This window comes from Kordia periserrulae (assembly GCF_003054265.1).
In the GTDB taxonomy this organism is placed as follows: Bacteria; Bacteroidota; Bacteroidia; order Flavobacteriales; family Flavobacteriaceae; genus Kordia; species Kordia periserrulae.
Genome location: NZ_QBKT01000005.1, coordinates 81,560 through 107,865, shown reverse-complemented (window position 1 = coordinate 107,865; position 26,306 = coordinate 81,560). Strand labels below are relative to the sequence as shown.

Here is a 26,306-nt window from a genome sequence, read left to right as displayed (position 1 = left end):
ATCTCTATGAGATTTCACTCGAAGTGACGGTTTGTTGTTTTAAAGTAAAAGAATTGGAACATTCGCGAATACTACTCGCTTTTCTTTACCAAGTTAAACTACTTGCTATTTGTGTTGAACTACCTGAACTTTCAATCAGCTATTAATACTCTTACATATATTGTTGTAAAGTCTGAATTTTACAGTATCAATTCAAACCTATTATTAATCACTTTTTTAACAACAATTTATTATGAGTACTTCAACCTTAATTTTAGATCCTGGAACCAATGGTGGTGCACAAGTTACACCAGATCGTTTTCCAGCACAGATTCAACTTTCATTTTCTCCACAAGCACAAGCAGAAGCTTATTATGGACTTGATGGACAGAAGCCGACGATTCCTTTAACTCCTGGACAAACAATCAATGTTACCATCAATGTAAACTCCTTACAACTACAATATAGAGTTGTGTCTGGACAAGCAAAACTTCAGTGGGAATTGTAAAATTCTAAAAAATTATGACTATAAAAGCTGTTTCTATTTATTGGAAACGGTTTTTTTGTGATACCAAATTACTATTCATAATATACAATCTCAAAAAACGTTTCTTTATCTATCATCTTTTCACCGCCGAGATAATAAAATGTCTTGATACTTTTCGGATTGCCTTTTTCGTCATACAAATATTCGTATTCTACATCTAAGGAAACGAGTTTGCCTTTTTGATAAAATGTGAGCGTTCCTTCTACCAAATACATTAAATCGTCGTTGTTATAGATGATTTTATACACTTCGTTTTCTTTTCCTTTTGTTCGCTGATAGCCTGTAATTTTGTTTGTTTTTGAATATTGAAACGTTCCAACTTGAATGCTATCGTTCGTTTCTACTCTAGGAAATTCCTCATATTTTTGCTGATCAATAGCAATAGAATCTACATAATCATCATACAAATAACGCTTGTATTCGGTGGTGAATTTGGTGAGTAATTTATCGGAATTATAGTCGTATGTTTTTTTGTAAATATCAATCACTTCACCAAATTTATCATAGATAACTTTCTGCTTCGGCAATTCATTTTGATATTCTAATACTTCCAAACCGCGTACTTCAAAAACAGAACGCCAGCGTGCGGCAATTTCTCCATTCTCATCTACCTCATCTAACAATAAACTTTCAAACGTGTGTATAAATGTCAACTGATTTTTATCGTCATACGCATACGCCAAACTATCATTATGATTATAAAATGTCAACAAAAGATCATTTTCATATACATAAATATCGTCTCCTTTTTCGGTATACTCATATTCTGCAAACGCACCATCATCTTTAATGGTTTTAATCGTTTTGTTTCCTTCTTTGGTGATGGTTGCTTCTGGCGTTTCTAGATGATTTACCTCTTCCTTGTATTCTTCAATTCCATACACATAATAGCGAGATACCGTTTTGGTACGTTTTTTATTTCTATTTAAAAATGTAGTTACAATATCAACTGTCGACGGATCAACACCTTGTTCATATTTCCGCAAAGTCCGAACCACTTTTTTTACGTTTCCGTTGAATTTTTCGGGATTGGAAATATGTTCATTATCCAAATACGTATAAAAAGTATCTTCTGGAGAAGCCAATTTCGGTAATGGAAATCCTTGTGCAGATACTTTCACGAACGTACAAACACAACAAACAAAAAGTAAATATCGATTTTTCATATACGGTTCAAGATACTAAAAATCCTTTTAGATACGTTTCCTAATTCAAATCGCACGTTCCCTAATCCTTTATTGTATCTTTTAAAAGCATTCTAGTTATTTGTTGCACTAACCAAGAAAACAATATTCATGAGAAAAATATATAGTATCTGTTTTGTGATGTTTTTGTGTGTACAATGCAGCCTGGCACAATACAATTTTGACAAAAACTGGCAAAAAGTAGAAGATTTAGAGTTGGAAGGAAAGTTTGCTTCGGCTCAAAAACTCGTAGAGCGAATATATCAAGAAGCTGAAAAAAGTCAAGAAACATCGCAGATTGTAAAAAGCTTTCTCTATCGTGCTAAATTTTCGTTGCTCCTTACGGAAGATTCAGAAGTGCAGGTATTACAGAGTCTTCGTGAAACTATGAATGCACAAGCATTTCCTGCGAATGTTATTTTGGAAAATATGTATGCGCGACTGTTGATGCAATATTTATATAGACATCAATACCAAATTCGCAATCGTTCTTCGGTGGATTTTGAAACGATTCCTAGTGATATTGAGTTGTGGGATATCAAAACTTTTGTGACACAAATTCACAAGCATTATCAACATTCCATTGCACGTGAAGAAGCTCTTTTAAAACTTCCTGTAGAAGACTACATGTTGCTTTTAGAAGGAAAGGAAACCATGAAAATGTATCGTTCAAGTTTGTTTGAAATTTTAGCACACAACGCGCTCGATTTTTACAAAACGGACATTCCATACACGTACAAAAGCAACGAGAAGTATCAAGCTAGCGAAAAAGATTTTGCTCCTACAGCCACTTTTTTACAACAACAATTCCCTGAACAGAAGGATGAAGTTTTTGCAATGAACAATACACTACGTCTTTTTCAAAAACTCGAAAAAGCAGCACTTCGCAACAAAAATGCACATGTTGATATTGTATTGCAACGTTTTAAGTTTTTTTACAACAGAATATATACGACGCGCGAACAAAGTGCATATTATATTACTGCCTTACAACAATTGGCGAAAACATATCAGGGAAATCCTTTAGAGGCTTTAATCAATTACGAACTTGCCAATCATTATTTATACATTTCAGAGTATAGTCAGTACAAATTTGAACATATAGAGAATGACACGCGTATAAAAGCATTGTCTCTTGTAAAAAAGATGTCCGCCAACTATCCAAATGCAGAAGGCGGCATTAAATGTGCATTGCTTCAAAAAAAGATTGAAGAAAAGTCCATTAAGTTTACTACGGAAGCTTTCAGTATTTCAGACAAACCTACACTAGCACAGGTAAAAGCTAGAAACGTTGACACCTTATTTTTAAAAGCCTATCGCATTCCGCACGGTTTTTTAAAACGCATCTATTACAGAAAACGCGATTCGGTAATTGCACATTTCATCAAGCATAAAAAAGCCATTCTTCAGCAAACGTATGTTATAAATATTCCAAAAGATTATCACGAACATACGACCGAAATTAGCATTCCATCACTCGCAACAGGAAGTTATCTCGTAGTATTATCGGATGTTGACAAAAATCAAAAAGCCACCAATGTCATCTCGTATAACAGCCTTCAAAAAACGAATTTGGCAGAAGTTATCACGGAATTTAATGATAAAAATGTACATACCATTGTACATCGCGACACCGGAAAACCGATTCATAAAGCAAAAATTAAAATTTCGAATCTTACAAATACGGTCAATCAAACTGAATATACCAACATATACGGTCAGGCGACCATCAATAAGCGTGCGCGTAAAAAAAGAATTGAAAAATACATTATTTACAAAGGTGATACCTTGTATACTGCATCGACTTCTCTTGAAAAAAAGTATGAAAAAGATGAAGAATTGTATTGGGAAGCAAAACCGTTCATATTTACCGACAGAGCTATATATCGACCTGGACAAACCGTACAGTTTAAAGTTGTGGTTTTGCAACAAAAAAATGGTGTAAGTGCTGTAGTTCCTAATGTTTTTTGTGAAGTGGAAGTATATTCTGAAGATGGAGAACTGAAATTTATGCGTTTAAAAACCAACGAATTTGGCTCGTTTAGCGGCTCTTTCAAAATTCCGAAAAACAGCGTTACGGGCGATTTTACCATCAATGTTGATCAAGATTATGAATACGAGGGCGAGCATCCGTTTTGGGACGCCATTGACGAATTCCACGAACAAAGATTTACCTTCAAAGTAGAAGAATACAAACGCCCACGCTTTGAAGTAGTTGTTGATCCTGTAACAAGTAATGTTGCTTTCAATGACAGTATAAACGTAACAGGAACCGCTAAAGCGTTACTCGGAAGCGCTGTTTCCAATGCCAAAGTTTCCTATAAAATTTCACGAGTTATCAATGCATACGGTCGTTACAACGAAAAAAGTCAAATAGTTAAAGAAGCTGAAACACGTACGGACGAAAAAGGAAACTTTAGCATTCCTTTCGTGGCTTTGATAGATGAAACTGTCGATGCAGACAAAGTATATGCGTATCAATACACGGTTTCCCTTGAAATTACTGATAGCAACGGCGAAACACAAACTGCTGAAAAAACAGTCAGTGTAAGTCGTAAGGGTTTCGATTTATATGTAGATTTTCCACGAAAAACCAACAAAAAAGTTCCTTTATCCCTAAAAATTACGACGAAAGATATCAACGATGTCAACGTTGCGGCTAATGGACATTTCAAAATCTACAAACTCAAAAATCCGACGCGTACTTTAAAAAAACGACCTTGGGAAATTCCAGAGTATCATAGCATGTCTAAAGAAACTTTCATTACTCAATTTCCTCACATACAATACGATAAAAGCGAAAACAATTCAGAAAAAGAAACACAAGTAGCACAAGAAACTTTTAACACTGGTAATAAAACGACGTTTACGTTGGATGTTTCCAAATGGAAATCAGGAACGTATGCTGTAGAAACCGCTGTATATGATGAAAAACTAAAAGACAGCGTTACCGAAACACAACATTTTTTTCTCGTCGATGCAAACGATCAATATTTGGCGAATAACCAACTTTTCGACTATGAAATACGCAACAGCAATTACAAAAATGACGGATATATTGTAGTGAAATTAGCAACCGCTTTGCGCGATGAACCACTAAATGTGCATGTACAAGCATTTCATAAAGGCGAACCGTTTTTCTTTGGGATAGAATCTATTGAAAAAGGTTCTAAAATCATTAAAATTCCGCTTGAAAAACGATTTACCCATGAAGTTACTGTCCGAATGAGTTTTGTGAAATTCAATACATTTTATGAAGATGAATTTTCTATCAGTTTGTATGAAGGTAAAAACTATCTCAATATTGAAACCACCACATTTCGAAACAAATTACGTCCTGGACAGCCTGAAACTTGGCAGTTTAAAATCTTAGATTTAGAAAACAACCCAAGCAATGCAGAAGTGTTAGCGTCTATGTATGATGAATCACTCGATCAATTTGTAACGCATGATTGGAACACGAATCTACCTGACTTTCGTAAACAATACTATGAAACTCCGCAGTTGCGAGCACAAGGTTTCAAAAACAAATATTCAGACGAATTTTACAACTTAAAAGCTCAGTATTACATTCCAAAACTGTACAAACATTTACAATTAAATTGGTTTGGACTGAGCTTCCGAAACACTAAAAATGCAAACGATCAATACCTTAGAACCATTAAGTGGCAAAAACACAACAAAAACACTACGAATTACTCAGGAAATATCATTGGTCACGTATTGGACGAATCAGGATTACCGTTACCTGGCGCCAATGTGATGTTAAAAGGAACGGACGTTGGAACCACTACCGATTTTGACGGTTTGTACAGTATCAATGCTTCTTCAAATCAAGTATTAGTATTTAGTTATGTAGGATTTAATCCAGAAGAAGTCAAAGTTGGCAATCAAAAAAATATCAGCGTTCGTTTATCTGGCAGTAGTGAATTAGAAGAAGTTACCGTGGTTGCCTATGGTATTTCAAAACAAAAAGCATCTTTAGGATATGCAGTCGCTACTGTTGACGGCACTTCTGTACAATATGTTCCTGTGGGTTCTTTAGACGAAATGTTGCAAGGAATGGCTGCGGGTATCAATATAGAAACAGGAAGTGGCCAACCTGGACAATCTTCAACAATTGTCATTCGTGGTTGGTCAAGTCTAAAAGGCGAAACAACTCCTTTATTTGTAATTGACGGTGTTCCTGTAGATCAAAATGTATTTCGAAATTTATCCAGTCAAAACATTACCACATTAAGTGTTTTAAAAGATGCGCAGGCAACAGCTTTGTATGGAAGTCGTGGCGCTGGCGGAGTCGTTCTTATTACCACAAAATACGGTACACGAAAAGAAATGGTTGACGGCGTTGAGGTTATTGTCGGAATCACCGAAGAAGATGTTGACAACATAGAAACTCGTAAAAATTTACAAGAAACCGCTTTTTTCTATCCACATTTACGAACGGATGCTGAAGGTAATGTTGCGATTGAATTTGATGCTCCCGAAGCATTATCGCGATGGAAATTTCAATTATTTGCACATCAAAAAGATGGTATTTACGGAAACATTCTTAAAAATGCGGTGACGCAAAAAGAATTGATGGTTGTGCCAAATATGCCGCGTTTTCTGCGTGAAAAAGATACGATTGTCATTTCCACGAAAGTGGTCAATTTACAAAACAAAGTGACCAAAGGCATTGCGTCATTACGTTTGTTTGATGCGCAAACACAAACATCCATCGACGCAAAAGTGCATCTTTCCGAAAAAAACAAAGCATTTACGGTAGACGCAAAAGGAAATGCCACACTGTCATGGAAACTCTATATCCCAGAAGGTATAGAAGCCATTCAGTACAAAGTGCTCGCTACGGCGGAAAATTTCTCTGATGGCGAAGAAAGTGTGTTACCTGTTCTTAAAAATAGTCTGTTACTTACAGAAGCAAAACCGTTTCTGGTAAAAGCGGGCGAACAAAAAACAATCACATTTGAAAAACTCAAAAACAATACGAGTTCGACGTTACAAAATCATCAATTGACCTTAGAGTATACGTCCAATCCTACGTGGAGCGCCATTCAGTCGTTGCCATATTTAATGGAATATCCGTATGAATGTGCCGAACAAACCTTTGCGCGCTTGTATGCCAATGCCATTGCAGCGCATATTTTACAAAGTTCGCCAAAAATCAAAGAAGTCTTTGAAGCGTGGAAAGCCAACGGACAATTGGTATCAGATTTGGAGAAAAATCCTGAATTCAAATCCTTGTTATTAGCGGAAACACCTTGGGTGCGCGATGCCGCTTCTGAAACTGCCAGAAAACAACAACTCACTACACTTTTTGACGAAAAAGCTACCGAGGAAATGCAAAAAGAAATGTGGTTAAAGTTAAACGATTTGCAAAACGAATCGGGCGGATTTGTTTGGTTTGCTGGCGGAAAAGAAAATCATTACATCACGTTACATATATTACAAACCTTTGCGCATTTGGTGAAACTGAATATGATAACAGAAACATCAGAAAAGTTATTTTTTGAAGATATTATTGAAGATGCTTTTAGCTATGTGGATACACACTTTTTGATAGCCTACGCTAAACTGCGTGACAAGCCAAATGCTACTGCTTACGCCAAACAAATTCCGTATCTATATACTCGAAGCATGAATGCAGATTTTATGAAGATTCCAGCAAACGCACAAGAAGCAATGGAAGTGTATTTAGACCATCTGCAAGACGAATGGTTGCTCTTACCTATTAATCAAAAAGCAATGTTGGCGTTGACGTTGGCGCGAATGAATCGGAAGAAAGAAGCTAACAAAATCATGACGGCTTTGGAAGAAGCTGCGGTAACATCGGAAGAAAATGGTATGTACTGGAAAGAACTTTCCAACCAAGGATATGCTAGTGCTCGCAATGTAGAAGCGCACGCGTTGTTGATTGAAGCCTTTGCAGAAATTACCAAAAACGACACCATTGTTCAAGAATTGCAATTGTGGTTGTTGCAACAAAAACAGCGAAATCAATGGGCAACCACCAAAGCAACGACCAAAGCGATTTATGCTTTATTGTTGAATCCGAAGCAATTTGTTTCTATCAAAGACAACACGAAGTTTACCATCGGCACGGAAAAAATCAGTACCAAAAAACTTGACGAAACCAAAAAAGAAGCAGGTACAGGCTATTTTAAAACTGCTTGGCGCAAAGATGAAATTACCAAAGACAAAGCGACTATCAACGTAAAAAACAATGGAAAAACGACAGGTTTTGGTGCTGTGTACTGGCAATATTTTGAAACGTTGGATAAGGTTACAGAAAGTGAAGCTTCCAAGTTGCAAGTATCAAAATCCTTATACGTAAAAGAAACTCGTAATGGTGAAGAAACTTTGCTGCCAATTGAAAAGAAAACATTAAAAATTGGCGATAAAATCACGGTACGTTTAACGATTCGAAACGAAAAAGAAGTGGAGTTCATTCACCTAAAAGACATGCGTGCGGCTGGTTTGGAGCCTGTAACTACACTATCGGAATACAAATGGCAAGATGGTATTGGTTATTATGAAAGCACACGCGATGCGAGTACCAATTTCTTTTTCGACCGCATTCCAAAAGGTGTTTTTATCTTAGAATATGAAGTCCGCGTCAACAACACAGGAAACTTCTCCAACGGAATTACCACGATTGAAAGCATGTACGCGCCTGAATTGAGAAGTCATACCAAAGGAATTCGTTTGACGTTTGAATAGTTTTTTTTGGAGTTTATGGGTTTATAAGTTTAAGAGTTTAGCGTAATTTAAAGTTCAGCATTCAACATTCAGAATTTTAGTTTCAAAGCACTTCTCGATACAAAATCTTTTCAAGATTTCACTCGAAGTGACGGTTTGTTGTTTGAAGTTTAAAGGTTTAGTTTTAAAAAAATCTCAATACTATCTCAAGTTCCACAATACGTCAGTTCGAGTATTTTTCCTCACATTGAGCTTGTCGAAATGAAGGAAAAATGTATCGAGAACAGCTACGATTTTCTATAGTTCACAAGTTTAACTATTTAGTTTTTTAAAAACTCAAAATTTCCCTCATTGAAAATGCTTGTTCACGCATTACTGCTTTTTTACAATTGCTGTTTCTGCTAGTTTTGAATCATAATCAAACCAAAAAAATATGAAACGAATATTACTTTTTACTTTATTTTTCAGTATTTCCATCACTTGCTTTGCGCAGAAACGTACATTGACAGGAACTATTTATGACGAAGAAAAAAACGTATTGGCGGACGCGAATGTGATTGTGAAAAATTCTAAAAACGGCACCATTACCAACAAACACGGACGCTTTGCTATTGAAGTGGAACCAAACGATATTTTAGAAATTTCCTATTTAGGTTTTGAAACAAAAGAAATTCCCGTAAGTGATGCAAAAGAAATAAAAGTCAATCTTTTATATAGTTGGGAAAAAATGGATACCGTTGAAGTTGTTGGTTATGGGGGAACTATTCATTGTGTAAAATTGTGTTGCTGTTGTTTTGGCTGTGTCGGAACCGAAATTGAAAAAGAAACTTCATCCAATTTTAAACGAATTCAAGGAGAAGAACGATTGAATTCACTTTTTCCCAATCCTTCCGCAACTGGATTGTTTCAGCTACAGCTGCATGAAAATTACACGCAACTCACTACAGAAGTGTTTAATTTGAACGGACAGTTATTACAATCAAATACGTACACACAATTATCCAAACTTCCGCAAATTGATTTGTCAAAACAACCAAAAGGCATTTATTTAATCAAAATTACTGCTGATGGTAAGGTATTGGAAACAAAGAAAGCTATGAGATTGTAAGTTTTTTTTAATGTGCCAATTTGATAATTTGAAAATGTACCAATGGTTTATTGTTTGCTCTTTGGAGTTTATAGGTTTATAAGTTTAAGAGTTTAGCGTAATTTAAAATTCAGCATCCAACATTCAAAATTTTAATTTCAAAGTACTTCTCGATACAAAACCTCTTCAAGATTTCACTCGAAGTGACGATTTTGATTAACGATTGTTGATTGCTGATTTTTGATTTTTGATTGAAAAAATCTCAATACTCACTACTTATATCTCAAGCTCCACAAGACGTCAGTTCGAGTGACGAACGCAAGTTCGTTGTATCGAGAACAGCTATGATTTTCCATAGTTTGTAGGTTGACAAGTATAGACTTAGAAGCAACTAAAAATTCAACATAAAAAACTAAATAATCTCCGCATCCAAACGTTCTTCCACTACTTCACCGTCCTTTTTGTACACGTAATACGAATGATGGTTTTCGTTTAACGCAATGGCTTTGACTGGTTTTTCATTTTCAAAAACAATGCCTGCCAAATCATCACACGCATAGCCATCGGTTAAGATTTCCTTGGCAATATTTTGATGATACAACGGACGTCGCGACGCTTCGGAATGGTAATGTGGACAGTGACTGTACGGCAAGAAATTGAAGCCTTCAACAAAGGTGAGTTGTTTTGGTCGTGAATCTGTAAATCCGCCATTAAACCAACACAATGAACCTGCACTTCCTCCAGCTAAAATGATTCCACTTTTATACGCTTTCATCAACGCTTTGTCAATTTCGTGTGCTTTGAGCAAGGTCATCATGTTGAGTGTATTGCCGCCACCGACAATAATAGCGTCCATTTCCATTAAATAGTCTTCAAAATCCCAATCCTGCGAACTGGAACTAATCCAAATTTTAAGCACATGCGGTTCCACTTCGATGTTGTGACACAATTCATACCAATATTCAATATACCAAGGCGCATCGCCTGTGGCAGTTGGTAAAAAGCAAATTCGTGGTTTTGGTTTTCCTGTGAGTCTTGCGGTGTATTTTACAAATTCTTGATTGACTTGTCCGCCGTAGACAAATAATGTTGGTTTCATGGTGTTGTTTTTTGGTAAGACAATTTAAAGATTTTACGAGAAACTGTGCTAATGTTTTATCACCGAAATTCCCTCAGACAAATGCTGCACATTTTCTTTGCGGAATATATTTTTTCGGAATTGTGGCGGTTTTTTATCGTTTAATAGTTCTAGCTTTCCTTTTTGTTTGATGAGTTCTTGAAAATGTTCTTCGCGTTGTTCGTATTGTTCTTTGTTGGTGTATGTTGTAATCAACATGAGATGAAACGGCGCTTCTTCCGAATACGATGTTTCCATAATTTCAAACGAAGAAATATACTTTTGCTTCATTGCTAGTAATCGTAAAATTTTCCAGTTGTGTTCGTAATAAAACAATGCTTCTTCTCTATTGTTATCCACAATCTGCACAAAATCTATGGTAGAAATACGTTCATCTTTTTGTGCGAAACTTAATTGAATCCCAACTAAAAAAAGACAAACAAAAAGTGTTTTGAAACTATGAATATTCATGATGATTGATGATTTATTTTGAAAAAAGATACAAAAAAAGCGACTCAAAAGTCGCTCATTATTATTTGTTTAACATTTCCCAGAGTTTGTCTTTCAACTCCATAATGCCTTGTTGTGCTACAGAAGAAATAAACATGTACGGAACGCTTAAATCTTTATCCAATTCAACGCGCATTTCGGCTTTCAGTTCGTCGTCTAACATGTCTGATTTTGAAATGGCGATAAAACGTTCTTTATCTAACAATTCGGGATTGTATTTTTTTAATTCGTTGAGTAAGATGTCGTATTCTTTGGAAATATCGGCGCTGTCGGCAGGAATTAAAAATAGCAAGGTCGAATTTCGCTCTATATGACGCAAAAAGTAATGTCCCAAACCTTTTCCTTCCGCAGCTCCTTCAATGATTCCAGGAATGTCTGCCATGACAAACGATTTGAAATCGCGGTATTCTACAATGCCTAAATTTGGTTTTAAGGTCGTAAACTCATAATCGCCAATTTTAGGTTTTGCCGAAGTGATTACAGACAACAGCGTAGATTTTCCAGCATTCGGAAATCCTACCAAACCGACATCTGCTAAGACTTTCAATTCAAAAATCACGTCAATTTCTTCACCAGGAATGCCAGGTTGCGCATAGCGTGGTGTTTGGTTTGTGGACGATTTAAAATGCCAGTTTCCGCGTCCGCCTTTTCCTCCTTTAGCAATGATTTTTTCCTCGCCGTGTTCGGTAATTTCAAAAAGAATCGTATTGGTTTCTTTATCACGAACTACCGTTCCCAACGGAACATCTAAATAGATATCTTCGCCATCAGCTCCCGTACTACGATTTCCACTTCCATGTTCGCCGTGACCTGCTTTGAAGTGTCGTTTCAATTTGTAGTGAAACAGCGTCCAAAGGTTTTGATTTCCGCGTACGATGATATGTCCGCCACGTCCGCCATCTCCGCCATCAGGACCGCCTTTTGCGTTGTATTTTTCGCGCAATAAGTGCATAGAGCCTTTTCCTCCGTTTCCGGAAGTCAAATGCATTTTTACATAATCTACAAAATTCCCTTCTGTCATTTTTTCGTTGTTTTACTCGATAATCGAGATTTATAATGCTCCGACGCTTGCGTAGAAATATTTTTAATAGTTGCTACGGAATGCTTTATGAGCTTGCCCCGAAGTAGTTGACTATGCAAATTCTCGTTGCAAGTGTCGCACTATTTTGGTTTCAATGGCTGTCCAGAGATTGATTCTGTGTTGCAACGCTTGTTTACTGACTTCGATACAATCTTGCCATTTTTGAACGTCTGAACCGCACAGTTCTTGTACCATCTGCAATGCCAAAGGTCCGTGTTCGTCACCGTCCAATTCAATATGTCGTTCTAAATAATAAATAAATTTATCCAAATTGACATCAATTCCTTTTTGATCAATTCCTTTCACCATTTCTAAAAACATATTCGGAATTAAATCTTCGCGACCAAAGGTAAAAACCGCTGCAATTTTATGGACTTCCTGTGTTTGTATGATAGAAAACGTAAAGTTGACAAATTCCTGAACCGCTTTTGTTGCGTTGACTGCTTCAAGACTTTCCGCAATATTTTGACCGTTTTCAATATGTAATATACACTCTTGAATTGTCTTTGTATTGGCTCCAGAAGCTTCCATCGCTTCTACATACATTTCGTAGTGACTCAACGGTTTTCCGTCTTTATCGACATCGCTTTCTTCACCAAAAACAATTTCGTTGATAAAACGACGCGTAGCAGGATTTCCTTTCGGTGTCCACGGCACGTTTGTTTGCGTGAGATGAAGTTGCAATGCTTTGAGCAGTGACATAAAATCAAATACCGCAAAAACGTGATACTCCATAAACGTATTCAACGCGGCTACAGAATTCACGTTGTTGTATAAAGAATGCGCCACGATTTGTTGTTGCAGCGGCGCCAATTCTTGTTGTAATTTTTGTATGTAAATTTCGTTGTTATAATTCATCAATAACTGAACTTAAACGCACAGTGATTTCTTCAATCGTTCCGATTCCGTTCACACTGTGAAATTTGTTTTGCTTCTTGTAAAAATCAATCAACGGAGCCGTTTTTTGATTGTATTCGTCAAAACGATTTCTAATTTTAGCTTCGTCTTGATCGTCTGCTCTTCCACTTACTTTTCCACGCTCTAGCAAACGTTGAATCAAAATTTCATCATCTGCTTCTAATGCGATTGTTGCAGAAATTCCCATGTCTTTTGTTGTTAGGAAATTATCGAGTGCTTCGGCTTGCGCGGTGGTTCTTGGGAAACCATCAAAGATAAATCCGTTCGCCTCTGGGTTTTTCTCCACTTCCGCTTGCAACATGTTAATCGTTACTTCGTCAGGAACCAAATCGCCTTTATCAATATAGGATTTTGCTAAAACGCCTAATTCTGTTCCGTTTTTTATGTTGTATCGAAACACATCTCCTGTTGAGATATGCACTAAATTGTATTTTTCTTTTAAGAAATTTGCCTGTGTTCCTTTTCCAGCACCTGGCTTTCCGAATAAAATTAAATTAATCATGTTGTTTGTGTGTAATTGGTATACTTCGGGTAGATTTCTTCCCAATTCGTCATAATCGAGTCCGTACCCGACAATGAATTCGTTGGGAATTTCCATTCCGATATAATCTATTTTGTGTTGTTTTTGATAAGCTTCTGGCTTAAAAAATAAAGTTCCAATTTTAAAGTCTTTTACTTTTTTTGCCTTAAAAATCGCGTGCAATTCGTCGAGTGTGTTTCCCGTGTCGATAATATCTTCCAAAACAATCACCGTTCTTCCTTCAATATCTTGCGAAAGCCCAATCAGCTCTTTAATTTCGCCCGAAGAAGAGGTTCCATGATAGGATGATAATTTTACAAAAGTCATTTCGCACGGATAATTGTAAACTTTCATAAAATCAGCAAAAAACATAAAAACACCGTTCAAAATTCCAACGAAGATAGGTTGCTCTTCTTTGACATCTTTGGCAATTTCCATCGCCATTTTCGCAACAGCTTCTTGAATTTGTTCTTGAGAGATGAATTTCTTGAAATATTTATCGTGTAATTTGATCACGCTTTTGTTCTTTTTCTATGAATTTCTGCCAAATTGCAGCTCAAAATGCTTTTAAAGGTGCAAAGATACAAATTGATTTTAACGAATTTACTTTTACGAGTTTAGATTTGTACTTTTGTCAAAAATGTAAAAACTGATGAATTATTTCTCCTCTGATTTTAAATTGGGAATTCTAGGTGGCGGACAATTAGGAAAAATGATGTTGTACGCTACGCGAAAGTTTGATATATATACTTCGGTCTTAGATCCAAGTGCCGAAGCTCCGTGTAAAATTGCTTGTAACGAATTTCATCAAGGTGATTTGATGGACTTTAATACGGTGTATAATTTTGGAAAAAAAGTAGATGTATTAACGTTCGAAATTGAACACGTAAACGTCGATGCTTTGCAAAAATTGGAAGATGAAGGTGTACAGGTATATCCTTCTCCAAAAACCTTACAAACGATTCAAAATAAAGGAGTTCAGAAGCTTTTTTATCAAAAAAACAACATTCCGACAGCACCTTTTTCAATTTATATGTCATTGGAAGAATTGATACACAGTGTAGAAAACGACGTTATTTCCATTCCGTTTGTGTGGAAAAGCACGCAATTTGGCTATGACGGAAACGGCGTAAAAGTGATACGTACGGTAGAAGATTTGGAAACGTTGCCCAATGTAGAGTGTATGGCAGAGAAAATGATTGATTTTAAGAATGAACTTGCTGTGATTGTAGCGCGAAATGTTTCAGGCGAAATGAAAACCTATCCTGTGGTCGAAATGGAGTTTCACCCAGAAGCCAATCAGGTAGAATATGTAATTTGTCCAGCACGAATTCCTCAAGAAATTGAAGAAAAAGCTAGAAAAGTCGCGTTGCAAGTGTCAGAAGCGTTTCAGCATACGGGAATTTTAGCTGTGGAGATGTTTCAAACCCAAAACGATGAAATTTTAGTTAATGAAGTCGCACCAAGACCACATAATAGCGGACATTACAGCATTGAAGCAAGCTATACAGATCAATTTGAACAACATGTACGTGCTATTTTGAATCTTCCGTTAGGAAAAACCGAAAGTAAAGTCGCGGGAATTATGGTCAATTTAGTGGGCGCCGAAGGTCATACAGGTGATGTAGTCTATGAAAATATTGAGAAAATCATGCAAATGGAAGGTGTAACACCACATATTTATGGAAAAAAACAAACACGTCCGTTTCGTAAAATGGGACATGTAACTATTGTAAACGAAGATGTGGCAGCAGCACGAAAAGTAGCAGCGGAAGTAAAACAAACAATCAACGTAATTAGCAAATAATATGGCAAAAGTGGGAATTATTATGGGAAGTACTAGCGATCTTCCTATAATGCAAGAAGCAATCGATATTTTGGAAGGTTTTGATATTGAAATTGAAGTCGATATTGTATCCGCACATCGAACTCCTGAGAAGTTGTTTGACTATGGAAAAAATGCACACACGCGCGGCATCAGTGTGATTATTGCGGGCGCTGGTGGCGCAGCACACTTACCTGGCATGGTGGCTTCCTTGTCTCCACTACCTGTGATTGGTGTGCCTGTAAAATCTAGAAATTCAATTGACGGTTGGGATTCTGTATTGTCCATTTTGCAAATGCCTGGCGGCGTTCCTGTAGCAACTGTTGCATTAGATGGCGCAAAGAATGCTGGAATTTTAGCAGCACAGATTATCGGAAGTTCTGATAAGTGTGTGTTGGATAAAATTTTAGTATACAAAGAAGGTTTGAAACAGAAAGTGATTGAAGGCGCTAAGAAAGTTGCTAAATAAAGCGCCTATTCGATATAAATTTTTATTCTAAAAATTTTTTTTCAATAACAAAAACGTAAACAACTAGATTTTAAGTTCTTTATTTTCTTATTCTTTGCTTGCCCAAAGAAAAGAAACAAAAGAAAGGGCACTTTTAGTTCGTGAGTTTTCTATTTTAAATAAAGGAACTCATGAATCTACGATTTCCAGAGGTGTTTTTGTTTTTCTCTTTAAGGAGAATATAAAACCGCAGGAAAAGATAAAACTACTGCTTTGACATATAAAGTTTACTTCGAGTAACGTATAAAAACATCAAAAGCCGCTTTAAAGCGGCTTTTGTGATCTTACAAACTATCTAAAAATAAAACTAACCTACCATATTATTAATCATTTTTTTACCCCAGAATAAATCGGATAAACCAGTTTGTAATGATGTTTCAAATGTATTGTATTGTAAATGTTTCCGTCTTTTTTAGGAGATGAAAATTTGTTTTTCCGTTGAAACGCTACAACTTTTCGATAAAAGACATTTTTTTGCCTTTTTAGGCTCATTGTAGCTTCAATTTAGCGCATAAAAAAACCCTTTAAAGAATTTAAAGGGCTTTCATCAACCAATCCATTTTAATTATAATACAGTTAATTAGGGCTATCAACATTGTACTAAATGTGTCAAGTAGGTTACGTATATTATTGTTAAACCATGAAAAAAAATATCTTACTACTAAATCAACAGGACAAAATTCCTAATTATCTAACCGTTAGAAGAATGGCAAAAAAATTTCTTTGAGAAATCGATGAAATACAATTTTTATCGATAAAGTGTGATTAGATGGTTTGTTTTTTGATTTTTTGAGTGATTTGTGTTCCTGATGTAGTAGTGAAACGTACAATGTAAACTCCGTTGGAAAGGTTTGGAAGCATGATTTTTTGTGCAAAATCACTCGTAAGTAGTTGTTTACCTATTGTTGTATATACAGTCACTTTGGAAATATCGGTGCGTTTGGTATGTAATTTTAAATAATTTCCAGAAAAATAGGCATGAATAGCTTGAGAAGCTTCTGTGAATTCATCAAGGCTTAGCGTGTTCCGATATACCAAATTTAGAAAAAAACGATCATGTGTTTCTCCTGTAATTCCTGAAAACGTATATCCTGTTTGGCGTAAATCCGTAAATACATTTTGATGACTATCTTCAAGAATGATATCGAAGTTTGGATCTAAAAATTCTGCATCAATAGATATCGTATAATCTCCATCGGACGTTAGTTCGTAGCCTAACGGAACTTGCATATCCACATTTGTCAGTTCTGGTAAGGCTTGAATGGACAATCGCATCGCACCCAAAAAAGAATAAAATTCAATTGCTTGTCCATCATTGATAAACGAACCATCATAACCATCATCAAAGTTAACCGTTCCTTCAGGAATAAAACCTATCAAAATGGTCACAAAAGAGCCGTTTCCAGCCAATCGTAACGAAATTCGTCCATCGGTGGGACTGCTTTCTACATTTTTGGTGATGCTGTCTGTGCGTTTGCTAGCATTTTCAATATGAATTTGACTATGTAACGACATACAAACGACAAAAAATAGTCCAAAAGTGACCAATTTTGTTTTCATGATAGAGCGGTTTGGGGTCCATAAATCTCTACAACAATAATACGTAAATAATCGAATCTCTTCCGTGATTTGTTACGGCTTCAAAATTTTTCTAGTCAACACAGCTCCATTTTCAGTGGTATATTGCACAATATACACACCTTTCGCTAATTGTGGCAGTATGATGTTACTAGCATATTCACGCTGTAATAATTGCTTTCCAGAAATATCATACAATACAATCGTTTCCATATCAGTACGCTTGGTGATGGTTTGTAAAGTGTTTCCACTGATTAAAACTTGTACTTCATCTTCTGCAATCTGAACATCGTCAATGCTTAATGTATTTCTGTATTGAATATTTAAAAAGAAACGATCATTTTCTTCGGTGGGACTTGTTGTAAATGTGTAAGCTGTTTGACGTAAATCGGTAAATGTACCTTGGTATCTATCTTCTAGAATAATATCAAAATCTTGCGAAAGATATTCTACATCAATAGACAATGTATATGTTCCGCTGGAAAGCACTTGATATCCTAAAGGAACTTCCACATCAGTATTGTTCAATTCTGGCAAAGCTTGAATCGATAGTTTGTTCGTAGCCAAAAACGAATAAAATTCAATTCCTGCACCTTCATTGATGAATGTTCCATCGTATAAATCGTCAAAATTTGTAGTTCCTTGCGGGATAAAGCCTAGTAATTGCGTTACATACAATCCGTTTCCAGCCAAGCGCAGTGACAAACGTCCGTCTGTTGCGCTGTTGCTTGTAGCTGTAGATTCTGTAGTAAAGGCAACATCGCTACTGTTCGCTCTAAAAAACTGTGTATTGTTAGCAACTAATCTGTGTGCGTTTTTAAATGTTACCGAGCCACTTCCTGTACTTTTCGCCTGTACTGCAAAACCTTGCGCTACGCCAATATTTCCATTAGCAGCTCCTAATGGATTGGAACCTGTATTGTTATATTCTATGTAATCGGACGCTAAATTGTCACCTACAGGTGCATCGGTTTGTCTCCAATAATAGACAGTTCCTTCAATTTCGTCAGCATTGTCTGCGTGAAACTGTTGCCAATCAATAGCTGATGGATACGGATTTCCGATGATATTATAGCCAGATTCTCCTGAATTTGGGTCATTGGTGTAAAAAACAGGCTCTGTGATGTCTCCATTGTTTACAGTTCCATCAAAAATGGCAGTTTCTACATTAAAGTGATTCGCTCTAAACGCATAGCCACGCCCGACTTCCATATTGGTGTGATTATTATTCCAAAATGCATTTGTTGAAGAAGCATCCCAATAATAGTCATAGCCGCCAACATTCGGAAAAATTGTAGCAATTACAGAACTGGTTTCATCAACAGGTGTAGACCAATACGAATAAAAATATCGGTCAGTATAATTTGGAGAATCTCGCTTTACAATAAAGTTTCCTGTTCCTTTTACGGGAATATTTTCACGCGCGAGCAATGCGCCATCATTTTCAATGGTAATTGTTCCGTTATTGGTAATGTCGTAATATACATCTAGTGTAGCGCCAGCATTTACAGTAATGCTAGCAGATGCACTTACTGTTAGTTCTCCAACCACAGTGTGCGCCGTTAACACAGGATAATTACTCGCTGACGAAGGAATGATAACCGATTCCAATTTTGTCGCATCTGGAGCAACGCCACCAACCCAATTGGAGTCAGTTGTCCAACTTGTAGTCGCTGCGGTTGTTGACCACGTAATGACCGTTTTGTTACTTGCAGAAGCTGTTGTAACGGCATTGCTATCATTTAAATAAGAAATGGTATCACCATCCAGTGCAGCAACCAAACCATCAGTTCCGACGGAAGTGATGAGTACGTCTTTATTGGTGTCAATTTCTGTAGCGGTTCGTACATCGTCCCAAATTCTGAATCCCCAAATATTTCCTCCAAAATAGTTGTTTGCGTTGGATTGACTGTTTGAATCAAAACAGTATTCTGAACTTCCACCAGTAGTCCAAGAAGTACAATTAGGATATCGAAAATTAGAATCGGAACGTCCTAAATTGACATCTCCAGAATGTCCTCTAATTTCAAAACCTGCTCTGGAGTCCATCAGTGTTCCATCCAAATACCATTTTAAGTTGGTATTGTCAGAAGCAGCAATTGGATTATTTACAGGAGTCGAAACATTATCAAACACCAATGCCACATGATACCAAGTGCCATTACTGATAGGTTCTCTAAAATATGTTCCATCCCATCGTGGTGTGTAATCGCTGTTCGATCGGTTATATCCGCCAACAACTATATAATTATTTTCAACATAAATAACGATTCCTCTTGAACCGCCTCCTTCTTTATAAATGACTTGCCTGTTAGTAGCATCATCAACCTTAAAATAGCCTTCAATGGTTCTGTTGTTAACAATTGTCGTATTGATATTGTCAGAATCAATCAATTCAATATAATCGTTAACTCCATCTAAATAATAACCATCATTCGGCGGCTGTGCTACTGAGACAAGTGTGAAAAATAGCACAATACTCAGTAAAAACAAACTCTTTTTCATTCGGTAGTATTTATCGTTTTTATACGTAATTTTTTTATCTTTGGTTTCTCAACTTTTTTAAAAAAAGCAGACCTGATTTTTAAATCTACGAATATCCTTCGAATATAGTTTTTTCTTACAGAGTTGTAGAGTTAAAATCGATAAATCACACAAAAGCATCGACTAAATGACAGTTTTAACAAAAAAATTTCCTACAAAACATACGACAGCTCCATTTTCACAAATTGATGAAAATGACTATATAAACGCTGTTGATATTGAGATTTTACGCACAAAAGAAGAAATTGAGAAAATTGTTTCCAATACGAATCCACCTACTTTTGAAAATACCATTGAAGCGCTAGAATTTTCTGGTGAACAACTGGATCGCATTACAAGCATTTTCTTCAATTTGAATTCGGCAGAAACCAATGAGAATATTCAAAAAATGGCACAAGAGATTTCTCCAAAAATGACCGAGCTGTCTAATGATATCATTTTGAATGAAGGTTTATTTGAACGTGTCAAAGCTGTGTATGCGCAGAAAGATTCGCTCGACTTGACAACAGAGCAGCGTACCTTACTCGATAAAAAATTCAAGTCGTTCTCACGAAATGGCGCCAATTTACCAGCCGAAAAGAAAGAAATTTTACGAGACATTGATAAAAAGCTTTCGAAATTGAGCTTGACTTTTGGTGAAAATGTTTTGGCTGAAACGAATAAGTTTCAACTGCATTTGACCGATGAAAAAGACGTGGCAGGAATCCCAAGTGGCGCATTGGAAACGGCCAAAGCGCTTGCAAAAAGCGAAGACAAAGAAGGCTGGATTTTCACCCTCGATTATCCAAGCTATATTCCTTTTATGAAGTATGCTGAAAACCGTGAATTACGCCAAAAAATGGCGACTGCTTTTGGTTCGAAAGCATTTAAGGGTGACGAGTTGGACAATCAAGCCAATGTGTTGGAAATTGCAAAACTTCGTCATCAACGTGCCAATTTGTTAGGTTACGAAACGCACGCACATTTTGTTTTGGAAGAGCGCATGGCGGAAACTCCTGAAAAAGTGACTGCTTTCTTAAATGAATTGCTCGAAAAGGCAAAACCTGCCGCAGCACGTGAATTTACACAATTGTCAAACTTTGCGAAAAAACTAGATGGCATTGAGCAATTGCAAAGTTGGGACAGCTCCTATTATTCTGAAAAATTGAAACAAGAATTGTTCAATTTGGACGATGAAAAACTCAAACCGTATTTTAAACTTGAAAATGTCATTGACGGCGCGTTTACGGTTGCTGAAAAACTATTTGATATTCGTTTTGAGCAAGTTTTTGATATTGATGTGTATCATGAAGATGTGAAAACCTACGAAGTTTTTGATGGTGATAATAATTTTGTGGCTGTTTTTTATGCAGATTTTCATCCGCGAAAAGGCAAACGAAATGGCGCTTGGATGACATCGTACAAGTCGCAATATCGCAAAAATGGTACAGTAGAACGTCCGCATGTATCTATTGTGTGTAATTTTACAAAACCAACAGCCTCCAAACCTTCGTTGTTGACCTTTAATGAAGTGACTACATTATTTCACGAATTTGGACACGCACTACACGGTATGTTGGCAAACACTACCTACCCAAGTTTGAGCGGAACATCCGTGTTTTGGGACTTTGTGGAATTGCCAAGTCAGGTAATGGAGAACTGGTGTTACGAAGCAGAAGCGCTGGCTATTTTTGCAAAACACTATGAAACGGGAGAAATCATTCCGATGGAATATATTGAAAAAATAAAGGCTTCGGCTACATTTTTAGAAGGAATGGCAACTTTACGCCAATTGAGTTTTGGCTTGTTAGATATGAGTTGGCACGGTATTGACCCAACAAATATTACTGACGTAAAAGCGCATGAAACAGCCGCTTTTGAGAACACGCGTCTATTTCCAGAAAATCCAAAAACCTGTATGAGTACGTCGTTTTCACATATTTTTCAAGGTGGTTATTCGTCTGGATATTACAGTTACAAATGGGCAGAAGTATTGGATGCAGATGCTTTTGAATATTTTAAAGAACATCATATTTTTAGCAGAGAAATCGCGAAGAAATTTGTGGAGCATGTACTATCAAAAGGTGGTACAGAACATCCGATGACTTTGTACAAGCGTTTCCGCGGAAGCGAACCAAAACCAGAAGCTTTGCTAAAACGTGCGGGATTGTTGGTTGAAGAATAGTTTTTTTCAAATTTGTTAGATACTTTTTACAAAAAGAAAAACATGTCACATTGAGCGCAGTCGAAATGTAGACTTGTTAGACTTGTTAGACTTGTTAGACTTGTTAGACTTGTTAGACTTGTTAGACTTGTTAGACTTGTTAGACTGAAAATACACGCTTTTAAAACATCTTTGCTAAAATTTCAGCGAAACTTATGGCAATCTGGTAGGTTAAATCATTAACTATAACTCAAAAAAATAAATTAAACTTTCAATAATTTTTGAAAGTTTGAAAATTATTGTATATTTGAATCATGAAAATGACAGAAGCAAAAGATAAATTCATTCAAACTTGGGGTTCGCTTGGTACGTTGTGGGGCATCAACAAAGCGATGGCACAAATTCACGCCTTACTTTTAATTTCTCCTGAGCCATTATCGATGGAAGACATTATGGAAGAATTACAAATTTCGAGAGGAAACACCAGTATGAATTTACGCCAATTAATCGATTGGGGAATTGTCTTTAAAGCTTCCAAAGCTGGAGAACGCAAAGAGTATTTCACTTCTGAAAAAGATATTAACGAACTGGCGCGACAAATCGCACGAGAACGTAGCAGACGCGAAATTCAACCAACGTTAAAAGTATTGAAAGAAGTAAGCAACATCGAAGACGATGGCTCGGCAGAAACGCAAGAATTCATCAAACAAACCAAAGCATTGTATGAACTGGCAGACACCGCCGACGCAATTTTGAACCGAATCGCAAACCAAGAATCCAATTGGCTGACTAAAACGTTCATCAAGCTTTTAAAATAACAAGTAGAAAGGAATTCAATTTCCTTTTTATTTTCAATTAATGTTTCACAAATTATTGAAAGTTTAAAAAATATAATAGTTATGAGATTTATTTATTACACCAACAACATTGTACTAGCACTGACAGTGCTCGGATACAGTTTTATTCTTCCTGGCATGTTTATGCAGTTCATTCTAGGCATTTTACAAGTGTTATTTTTTATTGTTTTACTATTCAATTACAATAAATTTTCAGAAAGAATACAAAAACATTTACAAAGCTATGCCATTATTACAGGCATAACATTACTAGTACTTTTTAGTAACATTGGTTTTGAATTTTTATCCGATTCAACCACATGGTTTTTGACAACTATTCTTATTCCAATGGCAATTGCTGGTTATTTCACTTATATCATCGCTGAACTTCAAAAACGTGTATTATGACAGATTTTATTCCAAATTGGCTCATTATCCTTGGCGGGATTGGTCAAATATTTACCGCTTTAATCTATCCGTACATTCGCCATCGTGTGTTTGATTGGTATACAGATGTAAAAAAACTAAAACCGTTAAATCAGGAAATTGCCAAAACGTACGGAAGATACATTCAAGGATTGAATTTTTCCTTTGGCGTGATTGCGATTCTGTTGACAAACGATTTAAAAAATCAAACTCCATTAGCACTTGCCATTACAGGATTAATCGGCATGTATTGGGTTGGAAAAGTTGCGACGCAAATTGCCTATTACCCCATGTACACCATTCCGCAAAAACCAATTTTTAAAATAGGCTCGTATGGTATGAATACTTTATTTGTGCTTTTTGCCACTGTGTACACGCTGCTATTTATATACAATCTTATGGGAATTTATTTCTATTAAAAATATAACAACATGAAAAATCTCTGTCTTCTCACCTATCTAAAAAAGGAATTTCAAAAACCTACCAATAAAGAGCAAATCATCAATTTTTATGACAAAGCAACGGACGACTATCGCTTTTGGAGTAAGGATTTGAATATGCACTTTGGTTATTTTGTTCCGTTTAAAACGAATTTATTGAAACGAGACCGAATGCTCAATCAGATGAATGCGGAAATTTTCAAGCGATTACAAATTAAAAATCAAAAAAAGCATATCGTCGATTTGGGTTGTGGAATGGGCGCTTCTATTCGTCACGGAATTGAAAATCACCCGAAATTAGCCATTACAGGATTGACGATTTCTTCATTTCAAGTAGAAAAAGGAAATGAACTGCTAAACTCTGAACGCGCTACCATTTTAAATAGAGATTACCGAAATACATTTCTCAAAGAAAATACGTTTGATGGCGCTATGGCAATTGAAAGTTTGTGCCATTCTGGTTGTAGTACGGATGCACTACAGGAAACCTATCGCATTTTAAAACCCAACGCTATGTTTGTCATTGCAGATGCGTTTACCAAAAAAGACCTTGAACAGATGAATCCATTAGCAAAATACACGTATCAAGGCTTGTGTGATTCTTGGAGTTTGGAAAGTTTAGGAAATATACATCGCGTGATTGATGATATGAAAACTATTGGTTTCAAAGATATTAAAGTGCAAAATATTTGGTATAGAGTAGCTCCGTCAGTGTTACACGTCCCATTTGCTATAAGCGGATTTATCTTAAAAAAGCTTTTCAAAAAAGAGCCGCTTAAACCAGAGAGTAAAAAGAATTTAAAAGGTTCATTTTTCGCTTTACTAAGTAGCTTGAGCTTGACAAATTTTGGCTATTACATCATTACAGCAAAAAAATAATACTATGAGAAAAATAATCATTGCAGGCGGAAGTGGATTTTTAGGACAATCGTTGGTGTCCTACTTTTTGCCGAAAGATGTTGAAATCGTTATCCTATCTAGAAATACTAAAGAAACCGGAAATGACAAGTTACGCTACGTCCAATGGAACGCAAAAACGTTGGATATTTGGGTGACCGAATTGGAAGGAGCAGACGCACTTATCAACCTTACGGGAAAATCGGTAGACTGCCGTTACAACGAAAAAAACAAAGCCGAAATTTTAAACTCACGAATTGATTCAACAAAAGTGTTGGGCGAAGCTATTCAAGCATGTGCTGTGCCACCAAAAGTTTGGATAAATTCGTCTACAGCCACAATTTACAAGCATTCGCTAGCACAAAAAATGACAGAGAAGAACGGCGTTATTGGCGACGATTTTTCTATGAATGTTGCCAAAGCGTGGGAAAAAGCATTTTTTGGCAGCAACACACCAAAAACAAACAAAATTGCGGTGCGAACTTCCATTGTATTAGGTAAAAATGGTGGTGCGTTCATTCCGCTAAAAAATTTAACCAAGTTCGGATTGGGCGGAACGCAAGGAAGCGGAAACCAAAAAGTAAGCTGGATTCACGAACATGATTTCTGTCGCGCAATAGAATTTCTGCTCGAACAACAAGCTAGAGGAATCTTTAATGTTACATCGCCAAATCCAATTCCGAATAAAGAGTTCATGAAAACCATTCGTAAGGTTTTAAAAGTTCCTATTGGTTTGCCACAACCGAAATGGTTGTTACAATTGGGCGCACGTATCATCAAAACGGAAGCCGAATTAATTTTAAAAAGTAGGTATGTCATTCCTGAAAAATTACTCGCGACGGGTTTTCAATTTCAATATCCTGTTGTTGAGGAAGCAATTTCAGAAATTACCAATCGTTATAATTAGTATTTTTATTAAAAATTTAAAATCATTCGATTCCATTTTCTAATTTAATTTATGATTGAAATACTTCGTACCAAACTAATTCAACTTTTACTGAAAAAGTATAAAAAAAGAAAACCAAAGCCTTGGACTAGAAAAGATACTTTTTTCGCAATACTAACAGTTGCAATCACTTTTTTTCTAATTTTCTTAATGGCGAAATGGATAAAAAACTATGAAAAAGAACAGCTTGAAAATTCTTTTTTCACAATAGCTTGTATCGAAAAATTAAAACCAAGAGCTTCCAAAACAAGAGGCTTCGAAGATAGAATCTTATTCTTTTTTATAAAAAATGACACTGTACTTCATAAAGTTTACACTACTTATTCTGGAACAATTGATAAACATAACATAAATGAAGGTGATTGTTTTGAATTGAAAGTAGCAGAAAAAGACTATGATGTTTATGAGTGTTATTTCAATAAGAAAATAGATACAATAATTAGCAAAAAAAAGTATGAAAATCATACATACCATACTATATTTCATAAAATGAAACTTGAGTAATCTTCTCTTAAATACGC

The 26,306-nt window shown here is 36.1% G+C and carries 20 protein-coding genes; 12 read left to right on the top strand and 8 right to left on the bottom strand.

The genetic code is table 11. The features are described 5' to 3' along the window. Positions 1 to 232: 232 nt before the first annotated feature. Entirely contained in the window at positions 233 to 487 is a 255-nt protein-coding gene (locus C8N46_RS11550) for a hypothetical protein (RefSeq protein ID WP_108115063.1), read from the top strand. Between the two features lie 71 nt (positions 488 to 558). Here C8N46_RS11550 and C8N46_RS11545 read toward each other — a convergent pair whose 3' ends face one another. Then, entirely contained in the window at positions 559 to 1,647 is a 1,089-nt protein-coding gene (locus C8N46_RS11545; protein WP_146169805.1) for a hypothetical protein, read from the bottom strand. Positions 1,648 to 1,821: 174 nt separating this feature from the next. Here C8N46_RS11545 and C8N46_RS11540 point away from each other — a divergent pair, with 174 nt between their 5' ends. Then, positions 1,822 to 8,430, top strand: a complete 6,609-nt coding sequence (locus C8N46_RS11540) for an alpha-2-macroglobulin family protein (RefSeq protein WP_108115061.1) — start codon at positions 1,822 to 1,824, stop codon at positions 8,428 to 8,430. A gap of 412 nt (positions 8,431 to 8,842) precedes the next feature. Further along, complete coding sequence (locus tag C8N46_RS11535) at positions 8,843 to 9,517, top strand: T9SS type A sorting domain-containing protein (RefSeq protein WP_108115060.1); 675 nt, start codon at positions 8,843 to 8,845, stop codon at positions 9,515 to 9,517. A gap of 391 nt (positions 9,518 to 9,908) precedes the next feature. On the opposite strand, the gene C8N46_RS11530 is transcribed toward C8N46_RS11535, so the two are convergent. The 5 genes from C8N46_RS11530 to C8N46_RS11510 form a co-directional block, all read right to left on the bottom strand. Next, on the bottom strand, positions 9,909 to 10,595 hold the full coding sequence (locus C8N46_RS11530) for a Type 1 glutamine amidotransferase-like domain-containing protein (protein WP_108115059.1): 687 nt from the start codon (positions 10,593 to 10,595) through the stop codon (positions 9,909 to 9,911). Between the two features lie 48 nt (positions 10,596 to 10,643). Beyond that, positions 10,644 to 11,084, bottom strand: a complete 441-nt coding sequence (locus C8N46_RS11525) for a hypothetical protein (protein WP_108115058.1) — start codon at positions 11,082 to 11,084, stop codon at positions 10,644 to 10,646. A gap of 61 nt (positions 11,085 to 11,145) precedes the next feature. Then, complete coding sequence (gene obgE, locus C8N46_RS11520) at positions 11,146 to 12,144, bottom strand: GTPase ObgE (RefSeq protein ID WP_108115057.1); 999 nt, start codon at positions 12,142 to 12,144, stop codon at positions 11,146 to 11,148. A 111-nt stretch (positions 12,145 to 12,255) separates the two neighbouring features. Then, complete coding sequence (locus C8N46_RS11515; protein ID WP_108115056.1) at positions 12,256 to 13,062, bottom strand: DUF3050 domain-containing protein; 807 nt, start codon at positions 13,060 to 13,062, stop codon at positions 12,256 to 12,258. Next, a complete protein-coding gene (locus tag C8N46_RS11510) occupies positions 13,052 to 14,158 on the bottom strand; it encodes an adenylate kinase (RefSeq protein ID WP_108115055.1) in 1,107 nt (368 codons plus the stop codon). Before C8N46_RS11510 ends, C8N46_RS11515 begins: the two co-directional genes overlap by 11 nt. A 136-nt stretch (positions 14,159 to 14,294) precedes the next feature. Here C8N46_RS11510 and C8N46_RS11505 point away from each other — a divergent pair, with 136 nt between their 5' ends. Both C8N46_RS11505 and purE read left to right on the top strand, forming a co-directional pair. Further along, positions 14,295 to 15,449 (top strand): 5-(carboxyamino)imidazole ribonucleotide synthase, encoded by a 1,155-nt coding sequence (locus C8N46_RS11505; RefSeq protein WP_108115054.1) that lies wholly within the window; start codon positions 14,295 to 14,297, stop codon positions 15,447 to 15,449. Position 15,450: 1 nt separating this feature from the next. Next, positions 15,451 to 15,936 (top strand): 5-(carboxyamino)imidazole ribonucleotide mutase, encoded by a 486-nt coding sequence (purE, locus tag C8N46_RS11500; RefSeq protein ID WP_108115053.1) that lies wholly within the window; start codon positions 15,451 to 15,453, stop codon positions 15,934 to 15,936. Positions 15,937 to 16,740: 804 nt separating this feature from the next. Here the strand turns inward: purE and C8N46_RS11495 are convergent. After that, positions 16,741 to 17,535 carry a T9SS type A sorting domain-containing protein gene (locus tag C8N46_RS11495; RefSeq protein ID WP_108115052.1) on the bottom strand — a complete coding sequence of 265 codons (795 nt, stop codon included), beginning with the start codon at positions 17,533 to 17,535 and terminating at the stop codon, positions 16,741 to 16,743. A 72-nt stretch (positions 17,536 to 17,607) separates the two neighbouring features. Further along, the gene (locus C8N46_RS11490; RefSeq protein WP_108115051.1) at positions 17,608 to 20,058 is read right to left on the bottom strand and encodes a T9SS type A sorting domain-containing protein; all 2,451 of its coding nucleotides are present in this window, start codon (positions 20,056 to 20,058) and stop codon (positions 17,608 to 17,610) included. Between the two features lie 166 nt (positions 20,059 to 20,224). On the opposite strand from C8N46_RS11490, the gene C8N46_RS11485 reads away from it, so the two are divergent. The 7 genes from C8N46_RS11485 (at position 20,225) to C8N46_RS11455 (ending at position 26,289) form a co-directional block, all read left to right on the top strand. Further along, positions 20,225 to 22,261 (top strand): M3 family metallopeptidase, encoded by a 2,037-nt coding sequence (locus C8N46_RS11485; RefSeq protein WP_108115050.1) that lies wholly within the window; start codon positions 20,225 to 20,227, stop codon positions 22,259 to 22,261. A 293-nt stretch (positions 22,262 to 22,554) separates the two neighbouring features. Next, on the top strand, positions 22,555 to 23,058 hold the full coding sequence (locus C8N46_RS11480; RefSeq protein ID WP_108115049.1) for a GbsR/MarR family transcriptional regulator: 504 nt from the start codon (positions 22,555 to 22,557) through the stop codon (positions 23,056 to 23,058). Between the two features lie 81 nt (positions 23,059 to 23,139). Next, a complete protein-coding gene (locus C8N46_RS11475; RefSeq protein ID WP_108115048.1) occupies positions 23,140 to 23,484 on the top strand; it encodes a hypothetical protein in 345 nt (114 codons plus the stop codon). Then, positions 23,481 to 23,921, top strand: a complete 441-nt coding sequence (locus C8N46_RS11470; RefSeq protein WP_108115047.1) for a hypothetical protein — start codon at positions 23,481 to 23,483, stop codon at positions 23,919 to 23,921. The genes C8N46_RS11475 and C8N46_RS11470 overlap by 4 nt, the downstream gene beginning before the upstream one ends. 12 nt (positions 23,922 to 23,933) lie before the next feature. Beyond that, complete coding sequence (locus tag C8N46_RS11465; RefSeq protein WP_108115046.1) at positions 23,934 to 24,821, top strand: SAM-dependent methyltransferase; 888 nt, start codon at positions 23,934 to 23,936, stop codon at positions 24,819 to 24,821. 4 nt (positions 24,822 to 24,825) lie between these two features. Beyond that, positions 24,826 to 25,746, top strand: a complete 921-nt coding sequence (locus C8N46_RS11460) for a TIGR01777 family oxidoreductase (RefSeq protein ID WP_108115295.1) — start codon at positions 24,826 to 24,828, stop codon at positions 25,744 to 25,746. Between the two features lie 51 nt (positions 25,747 to 25,797). Continuing rightward, the gene (locus C8N46_RS11455; protein ID WP_108115045.1) at positions 25,798 to 26,289 is read left to right on the top strand and encodes a hypothetical protein; all 492 of its coding nucleotides are present in this window, start codon (positions 25,798 to 25,800) and stop codon (positions 26,287 to 26,289) included. Positions 26,290 to 26,306: the final 17 nt, after the last annotated feature.